Origin of the sequence: Pseudomonas sp. EA_65y_Pfl2_P78 (assembly GCF_963970495.1) — a bacterium.
Lineage (GTDB): Bacteria > Pseudomonadota > Gammaproteobacteria > Pseudomonadales > Pseudomonadaceae > Aquipseudomonas > Aquipseudomonas baetica_A.
Genome location: NZ_CAXAON010000030.1, coordinates 1 through 20213 on the forward strand (window position 1 = coordinate 1; position 20213 = coordinate 20213).

The window sequence follows — 20213 nt, forward strand, 5'->3', positions numbered from 1 at the left end:
CCGTATGCCTATCTCAAAGATGTGCTGACGCGGTTGCCGACGCAACGGGCGAGTGAGATCGACCAACTGCTGCCGCATCAGTGGGTATCTGTCTGACTTACGCAACGTGAGTTGGGCAGACGCTTACGTTGAATCAGCTTGCTACTCATTAACAGTCGACTAGCGCGCTCAGCGCCGGGAGAATCCTTGAGCGCATCCGTCCAGACGCTTAATTCACGCTCCAGTTGCGGCAAACCCGATTGAATACGCTTGAGTTCCGCCTCTACCGTCTCCTTGTCACCAAACCGGGATACAAAGTCATCCGCCTGTCGATCAGACAGTTGCGCAAGGTATTGTTTGACTTGCGCTCGAAGGGTCGAGTCAACCACCTCGCGCGCATGCCAGAGGCCGCTGTCATTGTCGCGCACCAACTCCGGTCCCGAGGCATACCGTTCACGGGATAACCGGGCACGAACCGTTGCCTCGACCAGATCCATTGCGACAAGAACAGTGCCGCCCTCTGACAGATCGACGTAAGTTTGCTTGTTAAAAACCCTGATGCCTCTACTGTCGGCACCCGGAAGCATTACGCCTGCGTTGATCACGTAATTCTCCAGCAGCGGCGCGGCTGCCGGAGGACGGATGTCATCGGGAGCCATGTGTACAACGACGGCCGGCGCCGGGCGGATGGCATCAACGCTTGCATCCCCGGAAGAGCCGGCTCGCGGATGAGGATTATCGAGAGAAATACCCGAATTGGCGCCTCGGCGGCCCGATGGGCCGGGGAGCAAAGTGTCCGCCTGAACCGATCGGCTCGAGCTACCTGGAACATCCACGTGGGTACTGCCACCGCGAGGTGGTTTTACTGGCATGTTTTTCATCCTTGAAGAACTCGCCCTTGGCATTCGCTCAAGGGACGAAGGTTCCGGCATCCTGCCGGTTTGAAAGAGAAGCGCACGATAGCGCGCACTAGCGATGAAGAAGAGCGGAAAGGCAGACTTGTGTGGTAGGAAACGGCATCAATCAGCGTGGGAGTGAACCAGCAGGACGGTAAGCCTCGGCTTAGTTCGCGTGCAGTCGAATCTCCAGCCGCCAGCGGTCATCGAACTTGCTGCCGGCCCATTCTGCTTGCAGCGGCCGCGCCGCCAGTACTGTCAGCAGCAGCCCACCGTCACTTGCTCGCGTACGCCAATTCACATCTTTGCCATTGAGCTTGAGCTGACCTTTCTGCGCGCGGCCTTCGGCCTGAAACAACAACGCCACCGCACCATCGACGATCTCGCCGTGCAACTTGGGCTCGTTGTTGAACCACACCACCAGGCCATCGTCGGTGACGTCAACCTGCTGCAGCACGCTCGGATCCGGCGTGGTCAGGCGACCGATCATCAAACCGATCATCAAACCGACAATCGCCAGCGAACCGATCACCCGCGGGAATAGTTTCGAACGCGGGTCCGCTTGCGGCGTAGAATGCGCGTCATCTTTACCTTCGGAGCCGTGCATGTTTCACGTCATCCTTTTTCAACCAGAAATTCCGCCGAATACCGGCAACGTTATCAGGCTGTGCGCCAACAGCGGCTGCCACCTGCATTTGATCGAACCGCTGGGCTTCGAGATGGACGACAAGCGCTTGCGCCGGGCCGGTCTCGACTACCACGAATATGCCACGCTGCAACGTCACGCCGACCTTGCCAGTTGCCTGGAGAGCCTGGGCAATCCACGCTTGTTCGCGTTCACCACCAAGGGTTCGCGGCCATTCCATGATGCCGCGTTCGTCCCGGGCGATGCGTTCATCTTCGGCCCGGAAAGCCGTGGCCTGCCGCCAGAGGTACTCGACGCCCTGCCCACCGAACAACGCCTGCGCCTGCCTATGCGCGAAGGCTGCCGCAGCCTGAACCTGTCCAACACCGTGGCAGTGGCCGTGTACGAAGCCTGGCGCCAGAACGGTTTCAAATAACACCGCAAAACAAATGTGGGAGCGGGCTTGCTCGCGAAGGGGCCGTATCAGCTGACATCAATGTCGCCTGACACACCGCTTTCGCGAGCAAGCCCGCTCCCACAAGGGTGTTGCTTAACCGTTTACTGAACGGTCGGGGCCTCGCCGCTTTCCTGCATGCGCTGCAGCTCTTGCGCGTACAGGGCGTCGAAGTTCACCGGAGCCAGCATCAGTGCCGGGAACGAACCACGGGTCACCAGGCTGTCCAGGGTTTCACGGGCGTACGGGAACAGGATGTTCGGGCAGAACGCACCCAGGGTGTGGCTCATCGAAGCCGGGTCCAGGTTCTTGATCAGGAAGATACCGGCCTGTTGCACTTCAGCGATGAAGGCCACTTCGTCGCCGTTTTTCACGGTCACCGACAGGGTCAGCACGACTTCAAAAAAATCGCCTTCCAGCTCTTTCTGGCGAGTGTTCAGATCCAGACCGACGCTCGGATCCCACTGCTGGCGGAAGATCGCCGGGCTTTTCGGGGCTTCGAATGACAGGTCGCGTACGTAGATGCGCTGCAAGGAAAATTGCGGTGCGGTTTCTTCTTCGCTGGCTGCAGTGTTCTGTTGGTCAGTCATCTCAGATCCTTATCGATCTTGGGTCTTTAGGGAGTGCTGTACGTGGGTGCAGCCGTTCAGGCCTTGAGCAGCGCGTCGAGCTTGCCCGCGCGTTCCAGGGCATACAAATCGTCACAACCGCCAATGTGCTTGCTGCCGATCCAGATCTGCGGCACGGACGTGCGCCCGGCCTTCTGGGTCATTTCGGCGCGCACCTGCGGCTTGCCATCGACCTTGATCTCTTTGAAGTCCACACCTTTGTTCGCCAGCAGATACTTGGCTCGCGAGCAGTAAGGGCAGTAATCGCTGGAGTAGACGATGACTTCACTCATATCACTTCACCAGCGGCAGGTTGTCGCCTTTCCAGCTGGAGATCCCGCCGGACAGCTTCGCGGCAGTGAAGCCGGATTTCATCAGCTCGCGAGCGTGGGTGCCAGCGGTCTGGCCCAGTGCGTCGACCAGAATGATGGTTTTGGCCTTGTGTTTTTCCAGCTCGCCGATGCGAGCAACCAGCTTGTCCTGGGGAATGTTGATCGCGCCAACGATATGGCCAGCGGCGTAATCTTTCGCCGGACGGATGTCCACCACCACGCCTGCATCTTTATTGACCAGCGCGGTCAGCTCGCCGGTGCTCAGGCTTTTACCGCCGCCCTGCATCGTGTGCACCAGCAGCAGAGCCAGCAGTACGACGAAGATACCGACAAGAATGTAGTGGTTAGTGGCAAATTCAATCAGGTGAGCAACCATCGAAGGAGGTTCCAGGGCGTTAAAATGTCGGCCAGTATACACAGCCACTATGGTGGGCCAAACCCCGTCCGGCGGTGACGCCGTCGGAACTTCGCTTTAAACTCCAACTCCCTTTTCCATCTCCCCCTTCTTTATTAGCCACGAGTGGATTCCATGACTACCACGCCTAAACCTTTGGTTCTGATGATTCTCGACGGCTTCGGTCACAGTGACAGCCACGAATCCAATGCCGTTTATGCGGCGAAAAAGCCTGTACTCGATCACCTGTGGGCCACCGTGCCAAACGGTTTGATCTCGGGCAGCGGCATGGACGTCGGCCTGCCGGACGGCCAGATGGGCAACTCCGAAGTCGGCCACATGAACCTCGGCGCCGGTCGCGTGGTGTATCAGGACTTCACCCGAGTGACCAAATCGATCCGCGACGGCGAGTTCTTCGAGAACCCGACCCTCTGCGCCGCTGTGGATAAAGCCGTGGCCGCCGGCAAAGCCGTGCATTTCATGGGCCTGCTGTCCGATGGCGGCGTACACAGCCATCAGGATCACCTGATCGCCATGGCCGAACTGGCCTTCAAGCGCGGCGCCGAAAAAATCTACCTGCACGCCTTCCTCGACGGCCGCGACACCCCGCCAAAAAGCGCCGCTTCGTCGATCGAACTGCTCGATGCGACGTTCAAAGCGCTCGGCAAGGGACGCATCGCCAGCATCGTCGGCCGCTACTTCGCCATGGACCGTGACAACCGCTGGGATCGTGTATCCCAGGCCTACAACCTGATCGTCGACGGCCACAGCGAATTCAACGCCGCGACCGCTCAACAAGGCCTGGAAGCGGCTTATGCGCGCGGCGAGAGCGACGAATTCGTCAAAGCCACCACCATTGGCGAGCCGGTGAAGGTCGAAGACGGCGACGCGATGGTATTCATGAACTTCCGTGCCGACCGCGCCCGCGAGCTGACCCGCGTGTTCGTGGAAGACGATTTCAAGGAATTCGAACGCGCCCGCCAACCCGAACTGGCCGGTTTCGTGATGCTGACCCAGTACGCCGCGAGCATCCCGGCACCGTCGGCTTTTGCTCCCGGCAGCCTGGAAAACGTGCTGGGCGACTACCTGGCGAAAAACGGTAAAACCCAACTGCGCATCGCTGAAACCGAAAAATACGCGCACGTGACCTTCTTCTTCTCCGGCGGTCGCGAAGAACCGTTTCCCGGCGAAGAGCGCATCCTGATTCCGTCGCCGAAAGTCGCCACATATGACCTGCAGCCGGAAATGAGTGCGCCGCAAGTCACCGATCGCATCGTCGACGCCATCGAAAACCAGCGTTACGACGTGATCGTGGTCAACTACGCCAACGGCGACATGGTCGGCCACAGCGGCGTGTTCGACGCGGCGGTGAAGGCAGTTGAATGCCTGGACACCTGCGTCGGGCGCATCGTCGAAGCGCTGGAAAAGGTCGGCGGCGAAGCATTGATCACTGCCGACCACGGCAACTGCGAAAAAATGTCCGACGAAGAAACCCACCAGGCACACACCGCGCACACCACCGAGCCGGTGCCGTTCATTTATGTCGGCAAGCGCGACCTCAAGGTCCGTGAAGGCGGCGTGCTGGCGGACGTAGCGCCGACCATGCTGAAACTGCTGGGCCTGGAAAAACCGGCTGAAATGACCGGTACTTCGATTCTGGTCTGACCCTCAACAACAAAACACCGCAAACCCCTGTGGGAGCGGGCAAGCCCGCTCCCACATTGGTTTTGCGCTATTTTCAATAGCGAATCGGCTCCAGTTATCACACAGCCCCAATTGGGCGTTTTTTTTGCAGCGTCGGGCGGGCATACTAGGCCGTCCCTTACCCTGGTACCGCCCGCCCCTATGCTTCGCGTCCTGATCGCCCTTGCTCTGACATGCCTGCTCCAAACGGCCTTCGCTGACGAGCGCGCGCAAACCCAACAGCAACTGGACGCCACGCGCCAGGACATTGCCGAGCTGAAAAAGCTGCTGGGCAAGCTCCAGGAAGAAAAATCCGGCGTTCAGAAAGAGCTCAAGGGCACCGAAACCGAGATGGGCAAGCTGCAGAAGCAGGTCGATGCCCTGCAAAAGGAACTGCGCAAGAGCGAATCCGAGCTGCAGCGGCTCGATGAGGAGAAAAAAAAACTCCAGAGCGCGCGCACTGAACAGCAGCGACTGATCGCGATCCAGGCCCGAGCGGCCTACCAGAACGGTCGCCAGGAATACCTCAAACTGCTGCTCAACCAGCAGAATCCCGAGAAATTCGCCCGTACCCTCACCTATTACGATTATCTGAGCCAGGCCCGCCTGGAGCAGTTGAAGAACTTCAACGAAACCCTGCGCCAACTGGCCAGTGTCGAAAAAGACATCGCCATGCAACAAGCGCAGTTGCTGGTACAGAAAAGCAGCCTGGACACCCAGCGCGAAGCGCTGGAAAAAGTCCGCAAGGAGCGCCAGCAAGTCCTCGCCAAACTCAACGACGACGTGAAAGCACGCGATCAGAAACTCGCCGCTCGCGAGCAAGATCAGGCAGACCTGTCTAAAGTCCTTAAAACCATTGAAGAAACCTTGGCCCGCCAGGCCCGTGAGGCAGAAGAGGCGCGACAAAAAGCGCTGATCGCCCAGCAGGAAGCGGAAAAAAAGCGTTTGCGTGAGGCGCAAGCTGAAAACAGCGATGCCCCACGCAAACCCGCCAGATCATCCTCCGGCCCTTTGGTGTCCAGCCGCGGCGAGACCTTTGGTGGCCCTTTTGCTGCAACCCGGGGAAAACTTCCTTGGCCGGTTGATGGTCGACTACTGGCGCGCTTCGGTGAAAGCCGTGGCGATGATGCCCGCACCAAATGGGACGGCGTGATGATCAGCGCCTCCGCCGGCAGCCAGGTGCATGCCGTACATGGCGGGCGCGTGGTGTTCGCCGACTGGTTGCGCGGTGCCGGGCTGCTGGTGATCCTCGATCATGGCAACGGGTATCTGAGTCTTTACGGTCACAACCAGACGCTGCTCAAGTCGGCCGGCGACGTGGTAAAAGCCGGTGAGTCCATCTCCACTGTGGGTAACAGTGGCGGCCAGGACACACCCGCACTGTATTTCGCAATTCGTCAGCAGGGTCACCCGAGTGATCCGGCGCAATGGTGCCGCGCGCAAGGATAGGCGTTGAGTCACCAACTTTAGGAGTTCGTTCGACATGCTGCATTTGTCCCGTCTTACCTCGCTGGCCCTGACGATCGCCCTGGTGATCGGCGCGCCTCTGGCGTTCGCCGCTCAGCCGGCCCCGGTCGTCGCTCCGGCAGGCACTGCCGCGACCTCCAAGGCACCGCTGCCGCTGGAAGAGTTGCGCACCTTTGCCGAGGTCATGGACCGGATCAAAGCTGCTTATGTCGAGCCGGTGGACGACAAGACGCTGCTGGAAAACGCCATCAAGGGCATGCTCAGCAATCTTGATCCGCACTCCGCCTATCTGGGTCCTGAAGACTTTACGGAATTGCAGGAAAGCACCAGCGGCGAGTTCGGCGGTCTGGGTATCGAAGTCGGTTCCGAAGACGGTTTCATCAAAGTCGTCTCGCCTATCGACGACACGCCCGCCTCGAAGGCCGGTATCAAGGCCGGTGACTTCATCGTCAAGATCAACGGCCAGCCGACTCGCGGCCAGACCATGACCGAAGCCGTGGACAAGATGCGCGGCAAGATCGGCCAGAAAATCACCCTGACCCTGGTGCGCGACGGCGGGACGCCGTTCGACGTGACCCTGGCGCGCGCGGTGATTCAAGTGAAGAGCGTCAAGGCACAGTTGCTGGAATCGGGCTACGGCTACATTCGCATCACCCAATTCCAGGTCAAGACCGGCGAAGAGGTTTCCAAGGCCCTGATCAAGATGCGCAAGGACAATGGCAAGAAGCTCAGCGGCATCGTTCTTGACCTGCGTAACAACCCCGGTGGCGTGCTGCAGGCGGCGGTGGAAGTGGTCGACCACTTCATCACCAAAGGCCTGATCGTCTACACCAAAGGCCGGATCGCCAACTCCGAACTGCGCTTCTCCGCCACTGGCAAGGACGAAAGCGAAGCGGTGCCGATGGTCGTTTTGATCAACGGTGGCAGCGCCTCGGCCTCGGAAATCGTCGCCGGCGCCCTGCAGGATCAGAAACGCGCCGTGATCATGGGCACCACCAGTTTCGGCAAAGGCTCGGTACAGACCGTGCTGCCGCTGAACAACGATCGCGCGCTGAAGATCACCACCGCCCTGTACTACACGCCGAACGGCCGCTCGATCCAGGCTCAGGGCATCGTCCCGGACATCGAAGTGCGCAAGGCGAAGATCACCAATGAGGCGGATGGCGATTACTTCAAGGAAGCCGATCTGCAAGGCCACTTGAGCAACGGTAATGGCGGCGCCGACAAACCGACCAAATCCGGCACCAAGGCCAAGGCCATGCCGCAGGATGACGATTACCAGTTGGCCCAGGCCCTGAGCCTGCTCAAAGGCCTGAGCATTACGTCCGGCCGTTGAGGATGTCTTTGCGTTTCGTCTTCGTCCTGTTGTGCTGTCTGGCGGGTGCTGTGCAAGCAGAACCCGCCAGCCCCACGCCTCACAAAGCCTACCTGACACTGATCATCGACGATCTGGGGCAAAACCTGCCTCGGGATCGCCGTGTGCTTGCGCTACCCGGCCCGGTGACCACGGCGATCATGCCCGACACGCCGCATGCCACCGAGTTTGCCCGCGAAGCCCATCGCGCCGGCAAGATCGTTATCCTGCACATGCCCATGGATCCGGCGACCGGCCCCTACGCCTGGCTTCCGGAACTGCCTATCGAAGCGCTTGAGAAGCGCCTGAACGCCGCCTTCAAAAAGGTCCCTTACGCGGTCGGCATCAATAACCACATGGGTAGCCGCATGACGTCCCAACCGGCGGCGATGGCGTGGTTGATGGGCGAGTTGCAGCGCCGGCACAAATTCTTCGTCGACAGTCGCACCAGCGCGCAGACAGTGGCCGCACAACAAGCACAGAAGATTGATCTGGCGAGTGTTTCGCGGGATGTATTCCTCGATGACGAACGCACTGAAGCGGCGATCTTCACGCAGTTGCAGACTGCGATCACCCTGGCCCGCAAGCAGGGCTCGGCCGTCATGATCGGCCACCCTTATCCACAGACCCTCGCTGTGCTGGAGCGCGAGCTGCCCAAACTCGCAGCTCAGGGCATCGAGTGGATCGACATCAAGCAGATGATCAGTGTGCGCAGTAACCGCGCCATGGTCGGCCATGGCAAAGACGGCATTTATCGGTAACACCCTGATACGTTGCTCAATACATAGTTACCGCCAGACACTTGACCCAATTCCCGATAGTGAGACCTGCAACAGGTCGCGACTCCGCTGAGTCGCCTTTCTACTTTCAGGATTGACTATGACGACCCACGAACCAATCCCCTCGCCCGCAGGGCAGGTTGACTCCATAAAGATCGATAACCTTCTGATCAACTTCACGACGGAGTTTCTCCGTGTCTGGGATACCGCCGGTTTGCGTACAAAACCGGCCGCGTTCTGGCACCCCACTCCGGCACCCGATCTACTGCCAGGCTATTTCCCCTTGGGCGATGTCGCCGCTGCCGGCCATGGCAACATCAACGGAAAAAGAGTGGTGGTTGTGGCTCGCGAAGCTGACACACCCAGCGCTGACCCCACCAAAGGCAAGGCACTGCGCCGCCCCGACGATTTCGAGTTGATCTGGAAAGATGCAGGTTCAAGATCGAAGAAAGACCTCTCGATTTGGCGACCGATCCCCCCCGAAGGCTACGTGGCGCTGGGTTCGGTCTGTTCAAACGACCACGAAAAACCTTCGTTCAACGCTGTTCGTTGTGTCCGCGCCGACCTGGTGATCGCGTCAGCGACCAGCGAACTGGCATGGAACGACAAGGGGAGCGGTGCACGACAAAGCATCAGCGCCTGGCATGCCGTTCCGCCAACCGCCGCAACAGGTGAAATCCACCTGGCCCCCGGCACCTTTGTGGGATTTTCCGGTTACTCAAAACCCGAGAATTTCCTCGTCTACTCGCTACGCATGCAGATCCCGATCAAGGTCAATCCGAAGCCTGTGGCGCCGCTGCTTTGCGGGGAAGTACCGACCCTGCCGGAGGCACCGGATCAGCCTACATACATCGCCGAACTTCCGTGGTTCACGATAAAAGACCCATTGCTGTCGCCACTCGAGCAGCTAAGCAGATCGCCTTTGTATCTTCTGGAGCGCACGGATCAGTATTTGCTCGTCGGCCATGCCCACAACGCCGAAAACGAGAGCAGAACGTTCAGGTGGGTAGCGCCTCGTGCGCAGCGAGCGGGAAGCCTGCGGTCATTCACCTACAACACCTCTGTCGAATTTGGTGCTCAATGGCAAACCAACTTGCCCAACCCGTTCCTGTTTTCGGCAAGGCTGAACCATGATTTCACCCAGTGCGAAATACACTCGAACGAATGGCTCAACGCAGCCGCCATTGACGTTGTAGCGGTTGTGGACAAACAAAAGTCCGTGGCGATTTACCTGATTCAGAGCGATTACAGACTGCTGCGTACCGATGGCACACCGGTGACCAGTGGTTTCAGTTACACCGATGGCAACAGCTTGCACATCAGCCAGTACGTACCTGAAAAGCCTGAAGTCATTGTCGTTCCCGAGCAGGAACCAGAAGCGCAAATGCCCCTGGACACTCAGGCAACAAACGACGAACCCGCCGCCCTGTTACCCGAGCCAGAATTGCCGACGGCTACAGATACCGCGCCATGATGTCGTCCACCACGCCTTCTTTGCGCAGTTGGTCCAGTGCGGCCTGAAGCCTGGCAACGACTTCGTCCGAGACATCTTTGTTCAATGCCAGATACAACTGCGCACTGTTGAAGCGCAGCACGGTCTTGAGTCCGCTCACACCATCCTGCCGCGCCAGATAACGCCCGGCAGGATCACCCGTTGCCCACAGGTCGATCTGGCCGCTGACCAGTTTCTTGGCGTTGTCCTGATCGCGCAGTACGACCACCGGCTTCAAGCCTTGTTTGGTCAGCGTCTCGGCAATCGCATCGCCCTTATAGGCGCCGATCTTGTACTTGCGTGCGTCATTGAGCGTTTCGAGGGTGATCTTGCTGTCAGCCTTGGCCAACAGGATCCAGTCGTCAGGGCCGATCGGGCCGACCCACTTAAAGAGCCTCTCGCGATCCGGCAGTCGCGCCATCACGAAGGCACCGTAACCGGGATTTTCCAGCGCCAGCTTGTACACTCGCTCCCAAGGGAAGCGCAGGGTCAGGCTGTAAGTAATGCCGGCACGCTGGAACATCTCGCGCACGATATCGGTAGCGATACCGTTGATGTTCTCGCCCTGGGCGAAGTTCTTGCCGTTCTTCGCCATGTTGTACGGCGGGAAGTTTTCGGTGAGAAGCACCAGATCGGTATCAGGACTGGTTTCGGCCCGGGCCGGGCTGAGCAACAACACAGAGGCACTGGCGAGAACAAGAAGCAGGCGTTTGATCATGTCGGGCTACCGGAATCCATGGCGTGCCCAAGAGTGCCTTGGGTACGCCATGGTGTCCACTGGCCTGTACCGATTTTGGCGCTTAGCGCATCACGATGGCGCGATGAGCCATATACGCCTTGGCTTCCTGCACGGTGTATTCGCCGAAGTGGAAAATACTCGCCGCCAGCACCGCGCTGGCGTGGCCTTCAATAATGCCGTCGGCCAGATGCTGCAGGTTGCCGACGCCGCCGGAAGCGATCACCGGAATACCCAGTGCATCGCTGATGGCACGGGTCACGCCGAGGTCAAAGCCGTTTTTCATGCCGTCCTGATCCATGCTGGTCAGCAGGATCTCGCCGGCACCCAGGCCTTCCATTTTCTTCGCCCACTCGACCGCGTCGAGACCGGTCGGCTTGCGACCGCCGTGGGTGAAGATCTCCCAGCGCGGGGTTTCACCCGGGCCAGAAACCTTCTTGGCGTCAATGGCGACGACGATGCACTGCGAGCCGAAATGCTGCGCGGCTTCGCCGACGAACTCCGGGTTGAACACCGCCGCGGTATTGATCGACACCTTGTCGGCACCGGCGTTGAGCAGGTTGCGGATGTCCTGCACGGTACGCACGCCACCGCCGACGGTCAGCGGGATGAACACCTGGCTGGCCATGCGTTCGACGGTATGCAGCGTGGTGTCGCGACCATCGACGCTGGCGGTGATGTCGAGAAAGGTAATCTCGTCGGCACCCTGCTCGTCATAGCGACGGGCAATTTCCACCGGGTCACCGGCATCGCGGATGTTTTCGAACTTCACACCTTTGACGACCCGGCCGTTGTCCACGTCCAGGCAAGGGATGATGCGTTTGGCCAGCGCCATGGTCAGTCCTCAGCCTTGGTACGAATCGCAGAAAGCTTGCGCTTGGGCGACGTCGAGGGTGCCTTCGTAGATCGCCCGGCCAGTGATGGCGCCGATGATGCCTGGCGCCTTGGCGTCGAGCAGCGACTTGATGTCACCCAGATTGTGAATGCCGCCGGACGCGATCACCGGGATCTTGGTAGCGGCAGCCAGCGCAGCGGTAAACGGTACGTTGCAGCCCTGCATCATGCCGTCTTTGGCGATGTCGGTATAAACGATCGAGGACACGCCGTCGGCTTCAAACTGCTTGGCCAGATCGATGACCTGGACGGTGCTGATTTCAGCCCAGCCATCGGTGGCAACAAAACCGTCTTTGGCGTCCAGACCAACGATGATCTTGCCCGGGAACGCTCGGCAGGCTTGAGCGACGAACGCCGGATCTTTAACGGCTTTGGTGCCGATGATCACGTAGCTCACGCCCGCCTTGACGTAGTGTTCGATGGTTTCCAGCGAACGGATGCCGCCACCGATCTGGATCGGCAGGTTCGGGTAGCGCTTGGCGATGGCGGTGACCACTTCGCCATTGACTGGCTGGCCTTCGAACGCGCCATTGAGATCGACCAGATGCAGACGACGGCAACCGCCCTCCACCCACTTGGCAGCCATGCTCACCGGGTCATCGGAGAACACTGTGGAATCTTCCATGCGGCCCTGGCGCAGACGTACGCAGGCACCGTCTTTAAGATCGATAGCGGGAATAATCAGCATCTGGCAAACCTTCAAATTTGAATGTTCAGCTTGGCTCGGAAATCAGTTTTTCTCGAGCGCCCACAGGTCGCTTTCGATGCTTTCAAACCGCTCTTTGAGGTGGGTCTGCACATCGAAAATCGCCCTGTTGTAATAATGCGGAGCGATTTCGCGGGTAAACAGCTCAAGAATCTCCGCCGCTTCGAATGACCCGAGGTCAAGTTCGAAACGATCCTCCATGAACCGCTTGATCTTGTGACTGGCCTCGCTCTCCTGCTCGGGAGTGAGGGTCAGGATCGGCGGCCTGGATTTCTTGACGGCCATTTACCAGCGACCATCCCACGCGGCGAAGTTCTGCAGCAATTGCAGGCCATGGGTATGGCTCTTCTCCGGGTGGAACTGCACAGCGAAACGCGAGCCATCGGCCAGCGCCGCAGCGAAATCAACGCCGTAATGACCGCCACCGACCACCTGCCGCGCATTGGCGGCGGCGATGTAGTAGCTGTGCACGAAGTAGAAACGCGCCATGTCCGGAATGTCATGCCACAGCGGGTGGCTGACCTTCTGCTTCACTTCGTTCCAGCCCATGTGCGGGACTTTCAGGTGTTCGCCGTCTTCGTGCAGGTCTTTGCCGAAGAACTTCACCGCCCCCGGAAACAGGCCGATGCAGTCGACGCCGTCGTTCTCTTCGCTGGTGTCGAGCAAGGCTTGCATGCCGACACAGATACCGAGGAACGGACGATCCTGACTGACTTCACGCACCAGCGAGTCGAACCCCAGACGACGGATCTCCGCCATGCAATCGCGAATCGCGCCGACGCCGGGGAACACCACGCGGTCGGCTTCGCGGATCACATCCGCATCGCTGGTGATCAGCACTTTGCCGGCACCGACGTGCTCAAGGGCCTTGGCCACCGAGTGCAGGTTACCCATGCCGTAATCGATCACTGCAACCGTCTGCATTACAGAACGCCTTTGGTCGATGGCATCTGCCCGGCCATGCGTTCATCCAGCTCGACGGCCATGCGCAGCGCGCGGCCGAAAGCCTTGAACACGGTTTCGATCTGGTGGTGAGTGTTGGTGCCACGCAGGTTGTCGATGTGCACACTGACCAATGCGTGATTGACGAAACCCTGGAAGAACTCCTGAAACAGGTCAACGTCGAAGCCGCCGACGGTGGCGCGGGTGTATGGCACATGCATCTGCAAGCCTGGACGGCCGGAGAAGTCGATCACCACACGCGACAGCGCTTCATCGAGCGGCACGTAGGCATGGCCGTAACGACGGATGCCTTTTTTGTCGCCGATGGCTTTGGCGAAGGCCTGGCCGAGGGTGATACCGACGTCTTCCACCGTATGGTGGTCGTCGATATGCAGATCGCCCTTGCATTCGATATCCAGGTCGATCAACCCGTGACGGGCGATCTGATCCAGCATGTGCTCAAGAAAAGGAACACCGATATCAAATCGGGCCTTTCCGGTGCCATCAAGGTTGATCGAGGCTTTGATCTGGGTTTCCAGAGTGTCGCGCTCGACAGACGCCTTACGTTCGGCCATCACCAGCTCCGCAAAATCATTGGGCGAAAAAGGCAGCCATTATAGGGGCGCGGGGCCGAAACAGAAACACGAGACGCAATATGGCTGACGGATAGAACCCCCGGCTGTCGCGGGTAGACATGTCCATACAAGCCATTACAGGCACCCCAAAACAACTGTGGGAGCGGGCTTGCTCGCGAAAGCGCTGGATCAGCCGACATTGATGTCGACGGACAGAACGCCTTCGCGAGCAAACCCGCTCCCACAGAAGTAAGTGCTGGCCTGAGAGATCTCAGGCCATTGACTCAGTGAAACAGTACCGCTGTCTTCTGCAGGGTCACCCACACACCCCACGCCAACGGAATACCTACCGCCAGCCACGCAGCAATCGCCAGCGGCTTGCTGCCCGGGGCGGCCTTCCACTCCAGAACGGTGGTCCCATCAGCACCTTTGTCGTGACCCAGCGCCTGTTCGGCAGCCAGTTCGGCGTCGGACATGAAGTACTTGTCGGCCACCGGGCGCACCATCAGATTGCACAGGAAGCCCAAGACCAACAGGCCTGCGAGGATGTACAGGGTAATGTCGTAAGCGGCCGCGCGTTCAACGCCGATGCTCAACTGATACTCACGCAGGTAGTTCACCAGCACCGGGCCGAGTACACCGGCCGCAGCCCAGGCAGTCAGCAGACGACCGTGGATCGCACCGACCATTTGCGTGCCGAACAGGTCGGCCAGATACGCGGGGACGGTCGCGAAACCACCGCCGTACATCGACAGAATGATGCAGAACGCCGCCACGAACAGCGCAACGTTGCCCAGGTGGCCGAGGTTGGGGATCAGCGCGTACAGCGCAAAACCGAGGGCGAAGAACACGAAGTAAGTGTTCTTGCGACCCAGGTAGTCCGAGAACGAAGCCCAGAAGAACCGTCCGCCGATGTTGAACAGGCTCAGCAGACCGGTGAAACCGGCAGCAATGGCGGCAATCGAAGCCAGTTGCCCGGCGTCCAGTTGACCAAACGGCACGTCAACACCCAGCAACTTGCCGCCGAACACTTCCTGCAGCAGTGGCGAAGCCATGCCGAGAATGCCGATACCGGCCGACACGTTCAGGCACAGCACCAGCCACACCAAACGGAATTGCGGGGTTTTCCACGCCACATTCACATGTACGTGACGGTGGGTGATCATCGAGTTGGAGGCTTTTTTCGCCGGAGCGGTCCAGCCTTCAGGCTTCCAGCCGGTTGGCGGTACGCGGTAGGCCAGGGCGCCACCGATCATGAACACGAAGTAGATCGCTGCCATGACCGCAAAGCTTTGCCACACACCGACACTTTCAGGCGAGGCGAAGTGACTCATCAGTGCCGTTGCCAACGGTGCACCCACCATCGCGCCACCACCGAAACCCATGATCGCCATGCCAGTCGCCATGCCGCGCTTGTCCGGGAACCACTTGATCAGGGTCGACACTGGCGAGATATAGCCCAGACCCAGGCCGATACCACCGATCACACCGGAGCCGATCCACATCAGCCAGATCTGGTGGGTATAGATACCCAGCGCCGAAATCAGCAGACCGCCGCACCAGCACAACGCCGATACAACACCCGCCTTGCGCGGCCCGGCGTGTTCAAGCCAGCCACCCCAGATCGCTGCCGAGCAGCCGAGGAAGATGAAGAACAGGGTGTAGATCCAGCCGAGCATCGAGATCGGCCAGTCGCATTGCGAGGAAAAAACTTGTGCGATGAAGCTCATGTCCGGCGCGCAAGCCACCGGAGCGGTAATGCCCAGCGCCTTGGACAGCGGCAACCAGAACACCGAAAAGCCGTAGGCCATGCCGATGCACAGGTGGATGGCCAAGGCGGCCGGTGGCACCAGCCAGCGGTTGAAACCGGGCTTGGCGATGATGCGCTCCTTGGACAGGAACGCGGGCTGGTCGGCTTTGAAGCCGTCCGCCGTTATGCTCGTGCTCATTGTGTATCCCCCAATTATTAGAATGGTTCGCCAGCCACTGCTCACCCTCGGCCTTATGCACGCAGGCACGACCGTTTTTTAAGGTGAAGCTCCCTGAAGGCGCGACGTTAAGTCGCAGAAGGACGGACGAACGCGCGAAGGTTACCATTTGCAGATGACAGAAAAACCAAACTGATATCACCTTTTTTCAGTTGTCTGATCTCTTGCACAAAGCATTTCTTGCCGATAACGCCATGCCGGTCATCCTTCAAACCCTTGAAAACGTCCGTTATCAGGATCAGCAGGACTTGCAGAAAACCTGCCGCGATGTTCCCGAATCGCTGTTTGCGCCGTTTTCCGGAGGAGTTCATCTGATCGAAAGCGCCTTGGCTGGGGGTTCATTTATTGCCGGACGTTTCAATCACCGCTTACTCGGCACGGGACGCCTGCAAAGGCACGGCAGCGTCTGGTATCTGTTCCATTTGTGCGTGCGAAAAGTTACCCCACGCCGTGGCGTCGCTGAACGATGGGTGAACCAAGCGCAGAAAATGGCGTCGCAAGCGGAGGCCGGACTGCGCCTGCCGGCACCCGCCGGACATCTTCAAACTCAGGCCACCGCCGCCACGTTGCCTGTGCCGCTGGAGGTGCTGGCAACATAGCTTCACACCGAACCGGGCAGATGCGGCGCTATACTCCCCGGCTAAATTACGAATTCGACTAACTACAAGGACTCGCCCATGAAAGCGTTCGGCAAAATCCTGGGTCTGGTACTTCTCGGGCTGTTGCTGATCATTGTGGCGGCAGGTTTTGCCCTGACCCACCTCTTTGATCCCAATGACTACAAAGACGAGATCCGCCAGATAGCCCGCGACAAGGCCCACATCGAGTTGACGCTCAATGGCGATATCGGCTGGAGCCTGTTCCCGTGGCTCGGGCTGGAATTGCACGACGCCAGCGTTGCGACCCTGATCAAGCCTGCCGAACCGTTTGCTGACCTGCAGATGCTCGGCCTGTCCGTGCGCGTGCTGCCGCTGCTGCGCCGCGAAGTGCAGATGAGCGACGTGCGCGTCGAAGGCCTCAACCTGCGCTTGAACCGCGACAAGAACGGCCACGGCAACTGGGAAGACATCGGCAAGCTGCCGACAGCCGCCGCACCGGCGGGCAGCCCGCCGCCTGCCAGCGAACCCGCTGCCGAGACAACCGCCAAAGCGGAAAAACCACCGCAGCCGATCCGGCTCGACATCGACAGTCTGACCGTCAACAACGCCCGCGTTGAGTACAACGACGAGCAGACCGGCAAGCAGTTCAGCGCCGAAAGCATCCAGTTGAGCACCGGCGCGGTGCACGATTCGACCAATATTCCGCTGAAGGCCACCGCATTTCTCAGCACCAATCAGCCAATGCTGCGGGTACGCACCGAACTCAATGGTGAACTGCGCATTGAGCGCGCGCTGCAACGCTACAAGTTCGAAGACTTGAAGCTCTCCGGTGAACTGACCGGCGATCCGCTGCAAGGCAAAGCCATGACCTTCTCCGCTCAGGGCCAGATGTTGCTCGATAAAGCAGCAAACGTCGCCGAATGGACCGGGATCAAAATCTCCGCCAACCAGTTGCGCGCCTTGGGCGAACTGAAAGCCAACAACCTCGACAAGACCCCACAGATCACTGGCGGCCTCTCGATCGCCCAGTTCGATCTAGCAAAATTCGTCGACAGCATCGGCCAGATCCTGCCAGCCATGGCTGAAGGCAGCCTGAGCAAGGTCGAACTGGTCAGCCGCGTGTCCGCTACGCCAACCAGCGTCGCGTTCGACAACATCAACCTGAAACTCGACGACAGCAGCTTCAGCGGCCGAATCGCCGTCGACGACTTTGCCAAGCAATCGCTGCGGGCGACGCTCAAGGCTGACACCTTCAACGTTGACCGCTACCTGCCGCCGAAATCGGCTCAGGCCACAAGCGCCACGCAAGTGCGTCAGGCTGAAGTCGCCAGTACCGAAGCCAATGCCGTGGCCGGCGCCGGCACGACGCCACTGCCGGACAAACCGAGCAAAAGCGCCTGGAGCACCGAGCGCCTGCTGCCGGTGGAACGTCTGGCCAAGCTCGACGTGGATGCCGACCTGACCTTCGGCCAACTGACGCTCGACAAACTGCCCATCCAGAACGCTTCGCTCAAGGCCAACGGCCAGGGTGGCCTGCTGACCCTGACCAATCTGAGCGGCGAACTGTACAACGGCACTTTCGAAGCCAAAGGCACACTCGACGTCCGTCCGAGCGCACCCGTGCTGAACATGCAGACCAAAATCAACCGTGTGCCGGTGGAAAAAATCCTTGAGAGCCAAGGCAAGAACCCGCCGGTCAAAGGTCTGGTAACCCTCAACAGCAACGTCACTGGCAGCGGCAACAGCCAGCAGGCACTGATTGACTCACTCAACGGCAACGCCAGTTTCGTGATCAACAACGGCGTGCTGCTCAACGCCAACCTTGAACAGCAACTGTGCAAAGGCATCGCCACCCTCAACCGCAAAACCCTCAGCGGCGAGCCAAGGGGCAAGGACACACCGTTCCAGGAACTCAAAGGCAACCTGACGTTGCGCAACGGCATCGCCAGCAACCCCGACCTGAAAGTGCGCATCCCCGGCTTGACCGTCAACGGCGACGGCGACATCGACCTGCGCGTGCTGGGCATGGATTATCGCGTTGGCATCATCGTCGAGGGCGACACCAGCGCTATGCCCGACCCGGCCTGTCAGGTGGGTGACAAATTCGTCGGTATCGAGTGGCCGCTGCGCTGCCGTGGCCCTCTGGAACTGGGCGCCAAGGCTTGTCGCATCGACAACGAACGACTCGGCCAGGTCGCGACCAAACTGGCCGGCGACAAGCTCAGCGAAAAAATCGAAGAGAAACTGGGCGACAAGGTCAGTCCGGAATTGAAAAACGCATTGAAGGGGCTGTTCAAGCGATGAAAGCGGAGCAGTTTTCCACGGCGGTGCTGGATTGGTTCGACCGCCACGGCCGCCACGATCTGCCCTGGCAGCAAGACATCAACCCGTATCGGGTGTGGGTGTCGGAGATCATGCTGCAGCAGACGCAGGTCAGCACCGTGCTCAATTACTTCGACCGTTTCATGGCCGCGCTGCCGACCGTCGAAGCCCTGGCCGAAGCGCCGGAAGACGAAGTGCTGCACCTGTGGACGGGCCTGGGTTACTACACCCGCGCGCGCAATTTGCAGAAGACCGCAAAAATCGTCGTCAGCCAGTACGGTGGCGAGTTTCCGCGTGATGTCGAAAAGCTCACGGATTTGCCGGGCATCGGTCTGTCCACGGCTGGCGCCATCGCCAGCATCAGCATGGGCCTGCGCGCGCCGATCCTCGACGGCAACGTCAAACGCGTGCTGGCGCGTTTTACCGCGCAAGAGGGTTATCCGGGCGAGCCGAAGGTCGCCAAACAGCTGTGGGCCAACGCAGAGCGCTTTACGCCGCACGATCGGGTCAACGCCTACACTCAGGCGATGATGGATCTCGGTGCGACGCTATGCACGCGCAGCAAGCCGAGTTGCCTGCTGTGCCCGCTGGAACGTGGCTGCGAGGCGCACATGCTGGGTCTGGAAACTCGCTACCCGATTCCCAAGCCACGCAAATCCATCCCGCAGAAACGCACGCTGATGCCGATGCTCGCCAATGGCGACGGTGCGATTCTGCTTTATCGCCGCCCGTCCACAGGCTTGTGGGGCGGTTTGTGGAGCCTGCCGGAACTCGATAACCTCGACGACCTGCAACATCTGGCCGATCAACACTCACTGGCGCTGGGCGAGCAACAAGCATTGCCCGATCTTGTCCACACGTTCAGCCACTTCCAGTTATCCATCGAACCCTGGCTGGTTCAGGTGCAGGAGGCCAGCCATCACGTGGCCGAGGCCGACTGGCTCTGGTATAACCTCGCCACCCCGCCGCGCCTGGGCCTCGCCGCCCCGGTCAAAACCTTGCTCGAACGCGCGGCCGCCGTATTGAATACAGGAGAGTCGCCATGACCCGCACCGTAATGTGCCGCAAGTACAAAAAAGAATTACCCGCTCAGGAGCGCCCTCCGTTCCCGGGCGCCAAAGGTCAGGATATTTTTGACCACGTCTCGGCCAAGGCCTGGGACGACTGGCAAAAACACCAAACCCTGCTGATCAACGAAAAACGCCTGAACATGATGAACGCCGAAGACCGCAAATATCTTCAGGGCGAAATGGACAAGTACTTCTCCGGCGAGGAATACGCCCAAGCCGAAGGCTACGTTCCGCCAGCCGAGTAACCCCGCAAAATCGGGGGGCGGGTCGTAAGCAACGGAATTAATTTAAGAAATTTTAAAAAAGTCGTTGACGAGA

23 protein-coding genes are annotated in these 20213 nt (G+C 59.6%); 11 read left to right on the forward strand and 12 right to left on the reverse strand.

Translation table 11 applies throughout. From position 1 onward, the window contains the following. The coding region (locus AACY02_RS20455) for a transposase domain-containing protein (protein ID WP_221733679.1) at positions 1–96 on the forward strand (96 nt) is incomplete at its 5' end. Here AACY02_RS20455 and AACY02_RS20460 read toward each other — a convergent pair. Continuing rightward, the gene (locus AACY02_RS20460) at positions 78–638 is read right to left on the reverse strand and encodes a hypothetical protein (protein WP_339433524.1); all 561 of its coding nucleotides are present in this window, start codon (positions 636–638) and stop codon (positions 78–80) included. The genes AACY02_RS20455 and AACY02_RS20460 overlap by 19 nt on opposite strands. A 403-nt stretch (positions 639–1041) precedes the next feature. Further along, complete coding sequence (locus tag AACY02_RS20465; protein ID WP_339433525.1) at positions 1042–1482, reverse strand: hypothetical protein; 441 nt, start codon at positions 1480–1482, stop codon at positions 1042–1044. On the opposite strand from AACY02_RS20465, the gene AACY02_RS20470 reads away from it, so the two are divergent. Next, positions 1481–1936 (forward strand): tRNA (cytidine(34)-2'-O)-methyltransferase, encoded by a 456-nt coding sequence (locus AACY02_RS20470; protein WP_339433526.1) that lies wholly within the window; start codon positions 1481–1483, stop codon positions 1934–1936. The two genes, AACY02_RS20465 and AACY02_RS20470, sit on opposite strands and share 2 nt — an antisense overlap. A 122-nt stretch (positions 1937–2058) precedes the next feature. On the opposite strand, the gene secB is transcribed toward AACY02_RS20470, so the two are convergent. The 3 genes from secB to AACY02_RS20485 are packed head-to-tail and all read right to left on the reverse strand — an operon-like array spanning position 2059 to position 3270. Next, the gene (secB, locus tag AACY02_RS20475) at positions 2059–2544 is read right to left on the reverse strand and encodes a protein-export chaperone SecB (protein ID WP_339433527.1); all 486 of its coding nucleotides are present in this window, start codon (positions 2542–2544) and stop codon (positions 2059–2061) included. 56 nt (positions 2545–2600) lie between these two features. Continuing rightward, positions 2601–2855 (reverse strand): glutaredoxin 3, encoded by a 255-nt coding sequence (grxC, locus tag AACY02_RS20480; protein WP_339433528.1) that lies wholly within the window; start codon positions 2853–2855, stop codon positions 2601–2603. A 1-nt stretch (position 2856) separates the two neighbouring features. Next, entirely contained in the window at positions 2857–3270 is a 414-nt protein-coding gene (locus tag AACY02_RS20485; protein ID WP_339433529.1) for a rhodanese-like domain-containing protein, read from the reverse strand. Positions 3271–3423: 153 nt separating this feature from the next. On the opposite strand from AACY02_RS20485, the gene gpmI reads away from it, so the two are divergent. From gpmI to AACY02_RS20510, 5 genes are all read left to right on the forward strand, one after another. Then, positions 3424–4953 carry a 2,3-bisphosphoglycerate-independent phosphoglycerate mutase gene (gene gpmI, locus AACY02_RS20490; RefSeq protein WP_339433530.1) on the forward strand — a complete coding sequence of 510 codons (1530 nt, stop codon included), beginning with the start codon at positions 3424–3426 and terminating at the stop codon, positions 4951–4953. 180 nt (positions 4954–5133) lie between these two features. Then, positions 5134–6420, forward strand: a complete 1287-nt coding sequence (locus tag AACY02_RS20495) for a murein hydrolase activator EnvC family protein (protein WP_339433531.1) — start codon at positions 5134–5136, stop codon at positions 6418–6420. Positions 6421–6454: 34 nt separating this feature from the next. Continuing rightward, complete coding sequence (locus AACY02_RS20500) at positions 6455–7774, forward strand: S41 family peptidase (RefSeq protein ID WP_339433532.1); 1320 nt, start codon at positions 6455–6457, stop codon at positions 7772–7774. Positions 7775–7776: 2 nt separating this feature from the next. Next, positions 7777–8553, forward strand: a complete 777-nt coding sequence (locus AACY02_RS20505) for a divergent polysaccharide deacetylase family protein (protein WP_339433533.1) — start codon at positions 7777–7779, stop codon at positions 8551–8553. A gap of 118 nt (positions 8554–8671) precedes the next feature. Continuing rightward, complete coding sequence (locus tag AACY02_RS20510; RefSeq protein ID WP_339433534.1) at positions 8672–10045, forward strand: Vps62-related protein; 1374 nt, start codon at positions 8672–8674, stop codon at positions 10043–10045. Here the strand turns inward: AACY02_RS20510 and AACY02_RS20515 are convergent. The 7 genes from AACY02_RS20515 to AACY02_RS20545 all read right to left on the reverse strand — a co-directional run bounded on the left by AACY02_RS20515 (position 10026) and on the right by AACY02_RS20545 (position 15865). Next, positions 10026–10781 carry a substrate-binding periplasmic protein gene (locus AACY02_RS20515; protein ID WP_339433535.1) on the reverse strand — a complete coding sequence of 252 codons (756 nt, stop codon included), beginning with the start codon at positions 10779–10781 and terminating at the stop codon, positions 10026–10028. The genes AACY02_RS20510 and AACY02_RS20515 overlap by 20 nt on opposite strands. A gap of 82 nt (positions 10782–10863) precedes the next feature. Beyond that, positions 10864–11634: an imidazole glycerol phosphate synthase subunit HisF gene (hisF, locus tag AACY02_RS20520; RefSeq protein WP_095058287.1), complete on the reverse strand. Its 771-nt coding sequence runs from the start codon at positions 11632–11634 to the stop codon at positions 10864–10866. A 9-nt stretch (positions 11635–11643) separates the two neighbouring features. Further along, on the reverse strand, positions 11644–12381 hold the full coding sequence (gene hisA / locus AACY02_RS20525) for a 1-(5-phosphoribosyl)-5-[(5-phosphoribosylamino)methylideneamino]imidazole-4-carboxamide isomerase (protein WP_339433536.1): 738 nt from the start codon (positions 12379–12381) through the stop codon (positions 11644–11646). 42 nt (positions 12382–12423) lie between these two features. Next, a complete protein-coding gene (locus tag AACY02_RS20530; protein ID WP_339433537.1) occupies positions 12424–12684 on the reverse strand; it encodes a DUF2164 domain-containing protein in 261 nt (86 codons plus the stop codon). Next, positions 12685–13323 carry an imidazole glycerol phosphate synthase subunit HisH gene (gene hisH, locus AACY02_RS20535; protein ID WP_025110934.1) on the reverse strand — a complete coding sequence of 213 codons (639 nt, stop codon included), beginning with the start codon at positions 13321–13323 and terminating at the stop codon, positions 12685–12687. It abuts the gene before it with no gap. After that, a complete protein-coding gene (gene hisB / locus AACY02_RS20540; protein ID WP_016772125.1) occupies positions 13323–13916 on the reverse strand; it encodes an imidazoleglycerol-phosphate dehydratase HisB in 594 nt (197 codons plus the stop codon). Before hisB ends, hisH begins: the two co-directional genes overlap by 1 nt. Positions 13917–14200: 284 nt before the next feature. Further along, positions 14201–15865 carry an OFA family MFS transporter gene (locus tag AACY02_RS20545; RefSeq protein ID WP_339433538.1) on the reverse strand — a complete coding sequence of 555 codons (1665 nt, stop codon included), beginning with the start codon at positions 15863–15865 and terminating at the stop codon, positions 14201–14203. A gap of 233 nt (positions 15866–16098) precedes the next feature. Here AACY02_RS20545 and AACY02_RS20550 point away from each other — a divergent pair, with 233 nt between their 5' ends. The 4 genes from AACY02_RS20550 to AACY02_RS20565 all read left to right on the forward strand — a co-directional run bounded on the left by AACY02_RS20550 (position 16099) and on the right by AACY02_RS20565 (position 20140). After that, a complete protein-coding gene (locus AACY02_RS20550; protein WP_339433539.1) occupies positions 16099–16503 on the forward strand; it encodes an acetyl-CoA sensor PanZ family protein in 405 nt (134 codons plus the stop codon). A 78-nt stretch (positions 16504–16581) separates the two neighbouring features. Continuing rightward, a complete protein-coding gene (locus AACY02_RS20555; RefSeq protein WP_339433540.1) occupies positions 16582–18807 on the forward strand; it encodes an AsmA family protein in 2226 nt (741 codons plus the stop codon). Next, the gene (gene mutY, locus AACY02_RS20560; protein ID WP_339433541.1) at positions 18804–19871 is read left to right on the forward strand and encodes an A/G-specific adenine glycosylase; all 1068 of its coding nucleotides are present in this window, start codon (positions 18804–18806) and stop codon (positions 19869–19871) included. The genes AACY02_RS20555 and mutY overlap by 4 nt, the downstream gene beginning before the upstream one ends. Next, entirely contained in the window at positions 19868–20140 is a 273-nt protein-coding gene (locus AACY02_RS20565) for an oxidative damage protection protein (RefSeq protein ID WP_339433542.1), read from the forward strand. The genes mutY and AACY02_RS20565 overlap by 4 nt, the downstream gene beginning before the upstream one ends. Positions 20141–20213: the final 73 nt, after the last annotated feature.

Coding starts and splice junctions, on each gene's coding strand:
- AACY02_RS20460 (WP_339433524.1), bottom strand. CDS start 638: ATGGCTCCCGATGACATCCGTCCTCCGGCAGCCGCGCCGCTGCTGGAG.
- AACY02_RS20470 (WP_339433526.1), top strand. CDS start 1,481: ATGTTTCACGTCATCCTTTTTCAACCAGAAATTCCGCCGAATACCGGC.
- AACY02_RS20465 (WP_339433525.1), bottom strand. CDS start 1,482: ATGCACGGCTCCGAAGGTAAAGATGACGCGCATTCTACGCCGCAAGCG.
- secB (WP_339433527.1), bottom strand. CDS start 2,544: ATGACTGACCAACAGAACACTGCAGCCAGCGAAGAAGAAACCGCACCG.
- grxC (WP_339433528.1), bottom strand. CDS start 2,855: ATGAGTGAAGTCATCGTCTACTCCAGCGATTACTGCCCTTACTGCTCG.
- AACY02_RS20485 (WP_339433529.1), bottom strand. CDS start 3,270: ATGGTTGCTCACCTGATTGAATTTGCCACTAACCACTACATTCTTGTC.
- gpmI (WP_339433530.1), top strand. CDS start 3,424: ATGACTACCACGCCTAAACCTTTGGTTCTGATGATTCTCGACGGCTTC.
- AACY02_RS20495 (WP_339433531.1), top strand. CDS start 5,134: ATGCTTCGCGTCCTGATCGCCCTTGCTCTGACATGCCTGCTCCAAACG.
- AACY02_RS20500 (WP_339433532.1), top strand. CDS start 6,455: ATGCTGCATTTGTCCCGTCTTACCTCGCTGGCCCTGACGATCGCCCTG.
- AACY02_RS20505 (WP_339433533.1), top strand. CDS start 7,777: ATGTCTTTGCGTTTCGTCTTCGTCCTGTTGTGCTGTCTGGCGGGTGCT.
- AACY02_RS20510 (WP_339433534.1), top strand. CDS start 8,672: ATGACGACCCACGAACCAATCCCCTCGCCCGCAGGGCAGGTTGACTCC.
- AACY02_RS20515 (WP_339433535.1), bottom strand. CDS start 10,781: ATGATCAAACGCCTGCTTCTTGTTCTCGCCAGTGCCTCTGTGTTGTTG.
- hisF (WP_095058287.1), bottom strand. CDS start 11,634: ATGGCGCTGGCCAAACGCATCATCCCTTGCCTGGACGTGGACAACGGC.
- hisA (WP_339433536.1), bottom strand. CDS start 12,381: ATGCTGATTATTCCCGCTATCGATCTTAAAGACGGTGCCTGCGTACGT.
- AACY02_RS20530 (WP_339433537.1), bottom strand. CDS start 12,684: ATGGCCGTCAAGAAATCCAGGCCGCCGATCCTGACCCTCACTCCCGAG.
- hisH (WP_025110934.1), bottom strand. CDS start 13,323: ATGCAGACGGTTGCAGTGATCGATTACGGCATGGGTAACCTGCACTCG.
- hisB (WP_016772125.1), bottom strand. CDS start 13,916: ATGGCCGAACGTAAGGCGTCTGTCGAGCGCGACACTCTGGAAACCCAG.
- AACY02_RS20545 (WP_339433538.1), bottom strand. CDS start 15,865: ATGAGCACGAGCATAACGGCGGACGGCTTCAAAGCCGACCAGCCCGCG.
- AACY02_RS20550 (WP_339433539.1), top strand. CDS start 16,099: ATGCCGGTCATCCTTCAAACCCTTGAAAACGTCCGTTATCAGGATCAG.
- AACY02_RS20555 (WP_339433540.1), top strand. CDS start 16,582: ATGAAAGCGTTCGGCAAAATCCTGGGTCTGGTACTTCTCGGGCTGTTG.
- mutY (WP_339433541.1), top strand. CDS start 18,804: ATGAAAGCGGAGCAGTTTTCCACGGCGGTGCTGGATTGGTTCGACCGC.
- AACY02_RS20565 (WP_339433542.1), top strand. CDS start 19,868: ATGACCCGCACCGTAATGTGCCGCAAGTACAAAAAAGAATTACCCGCT.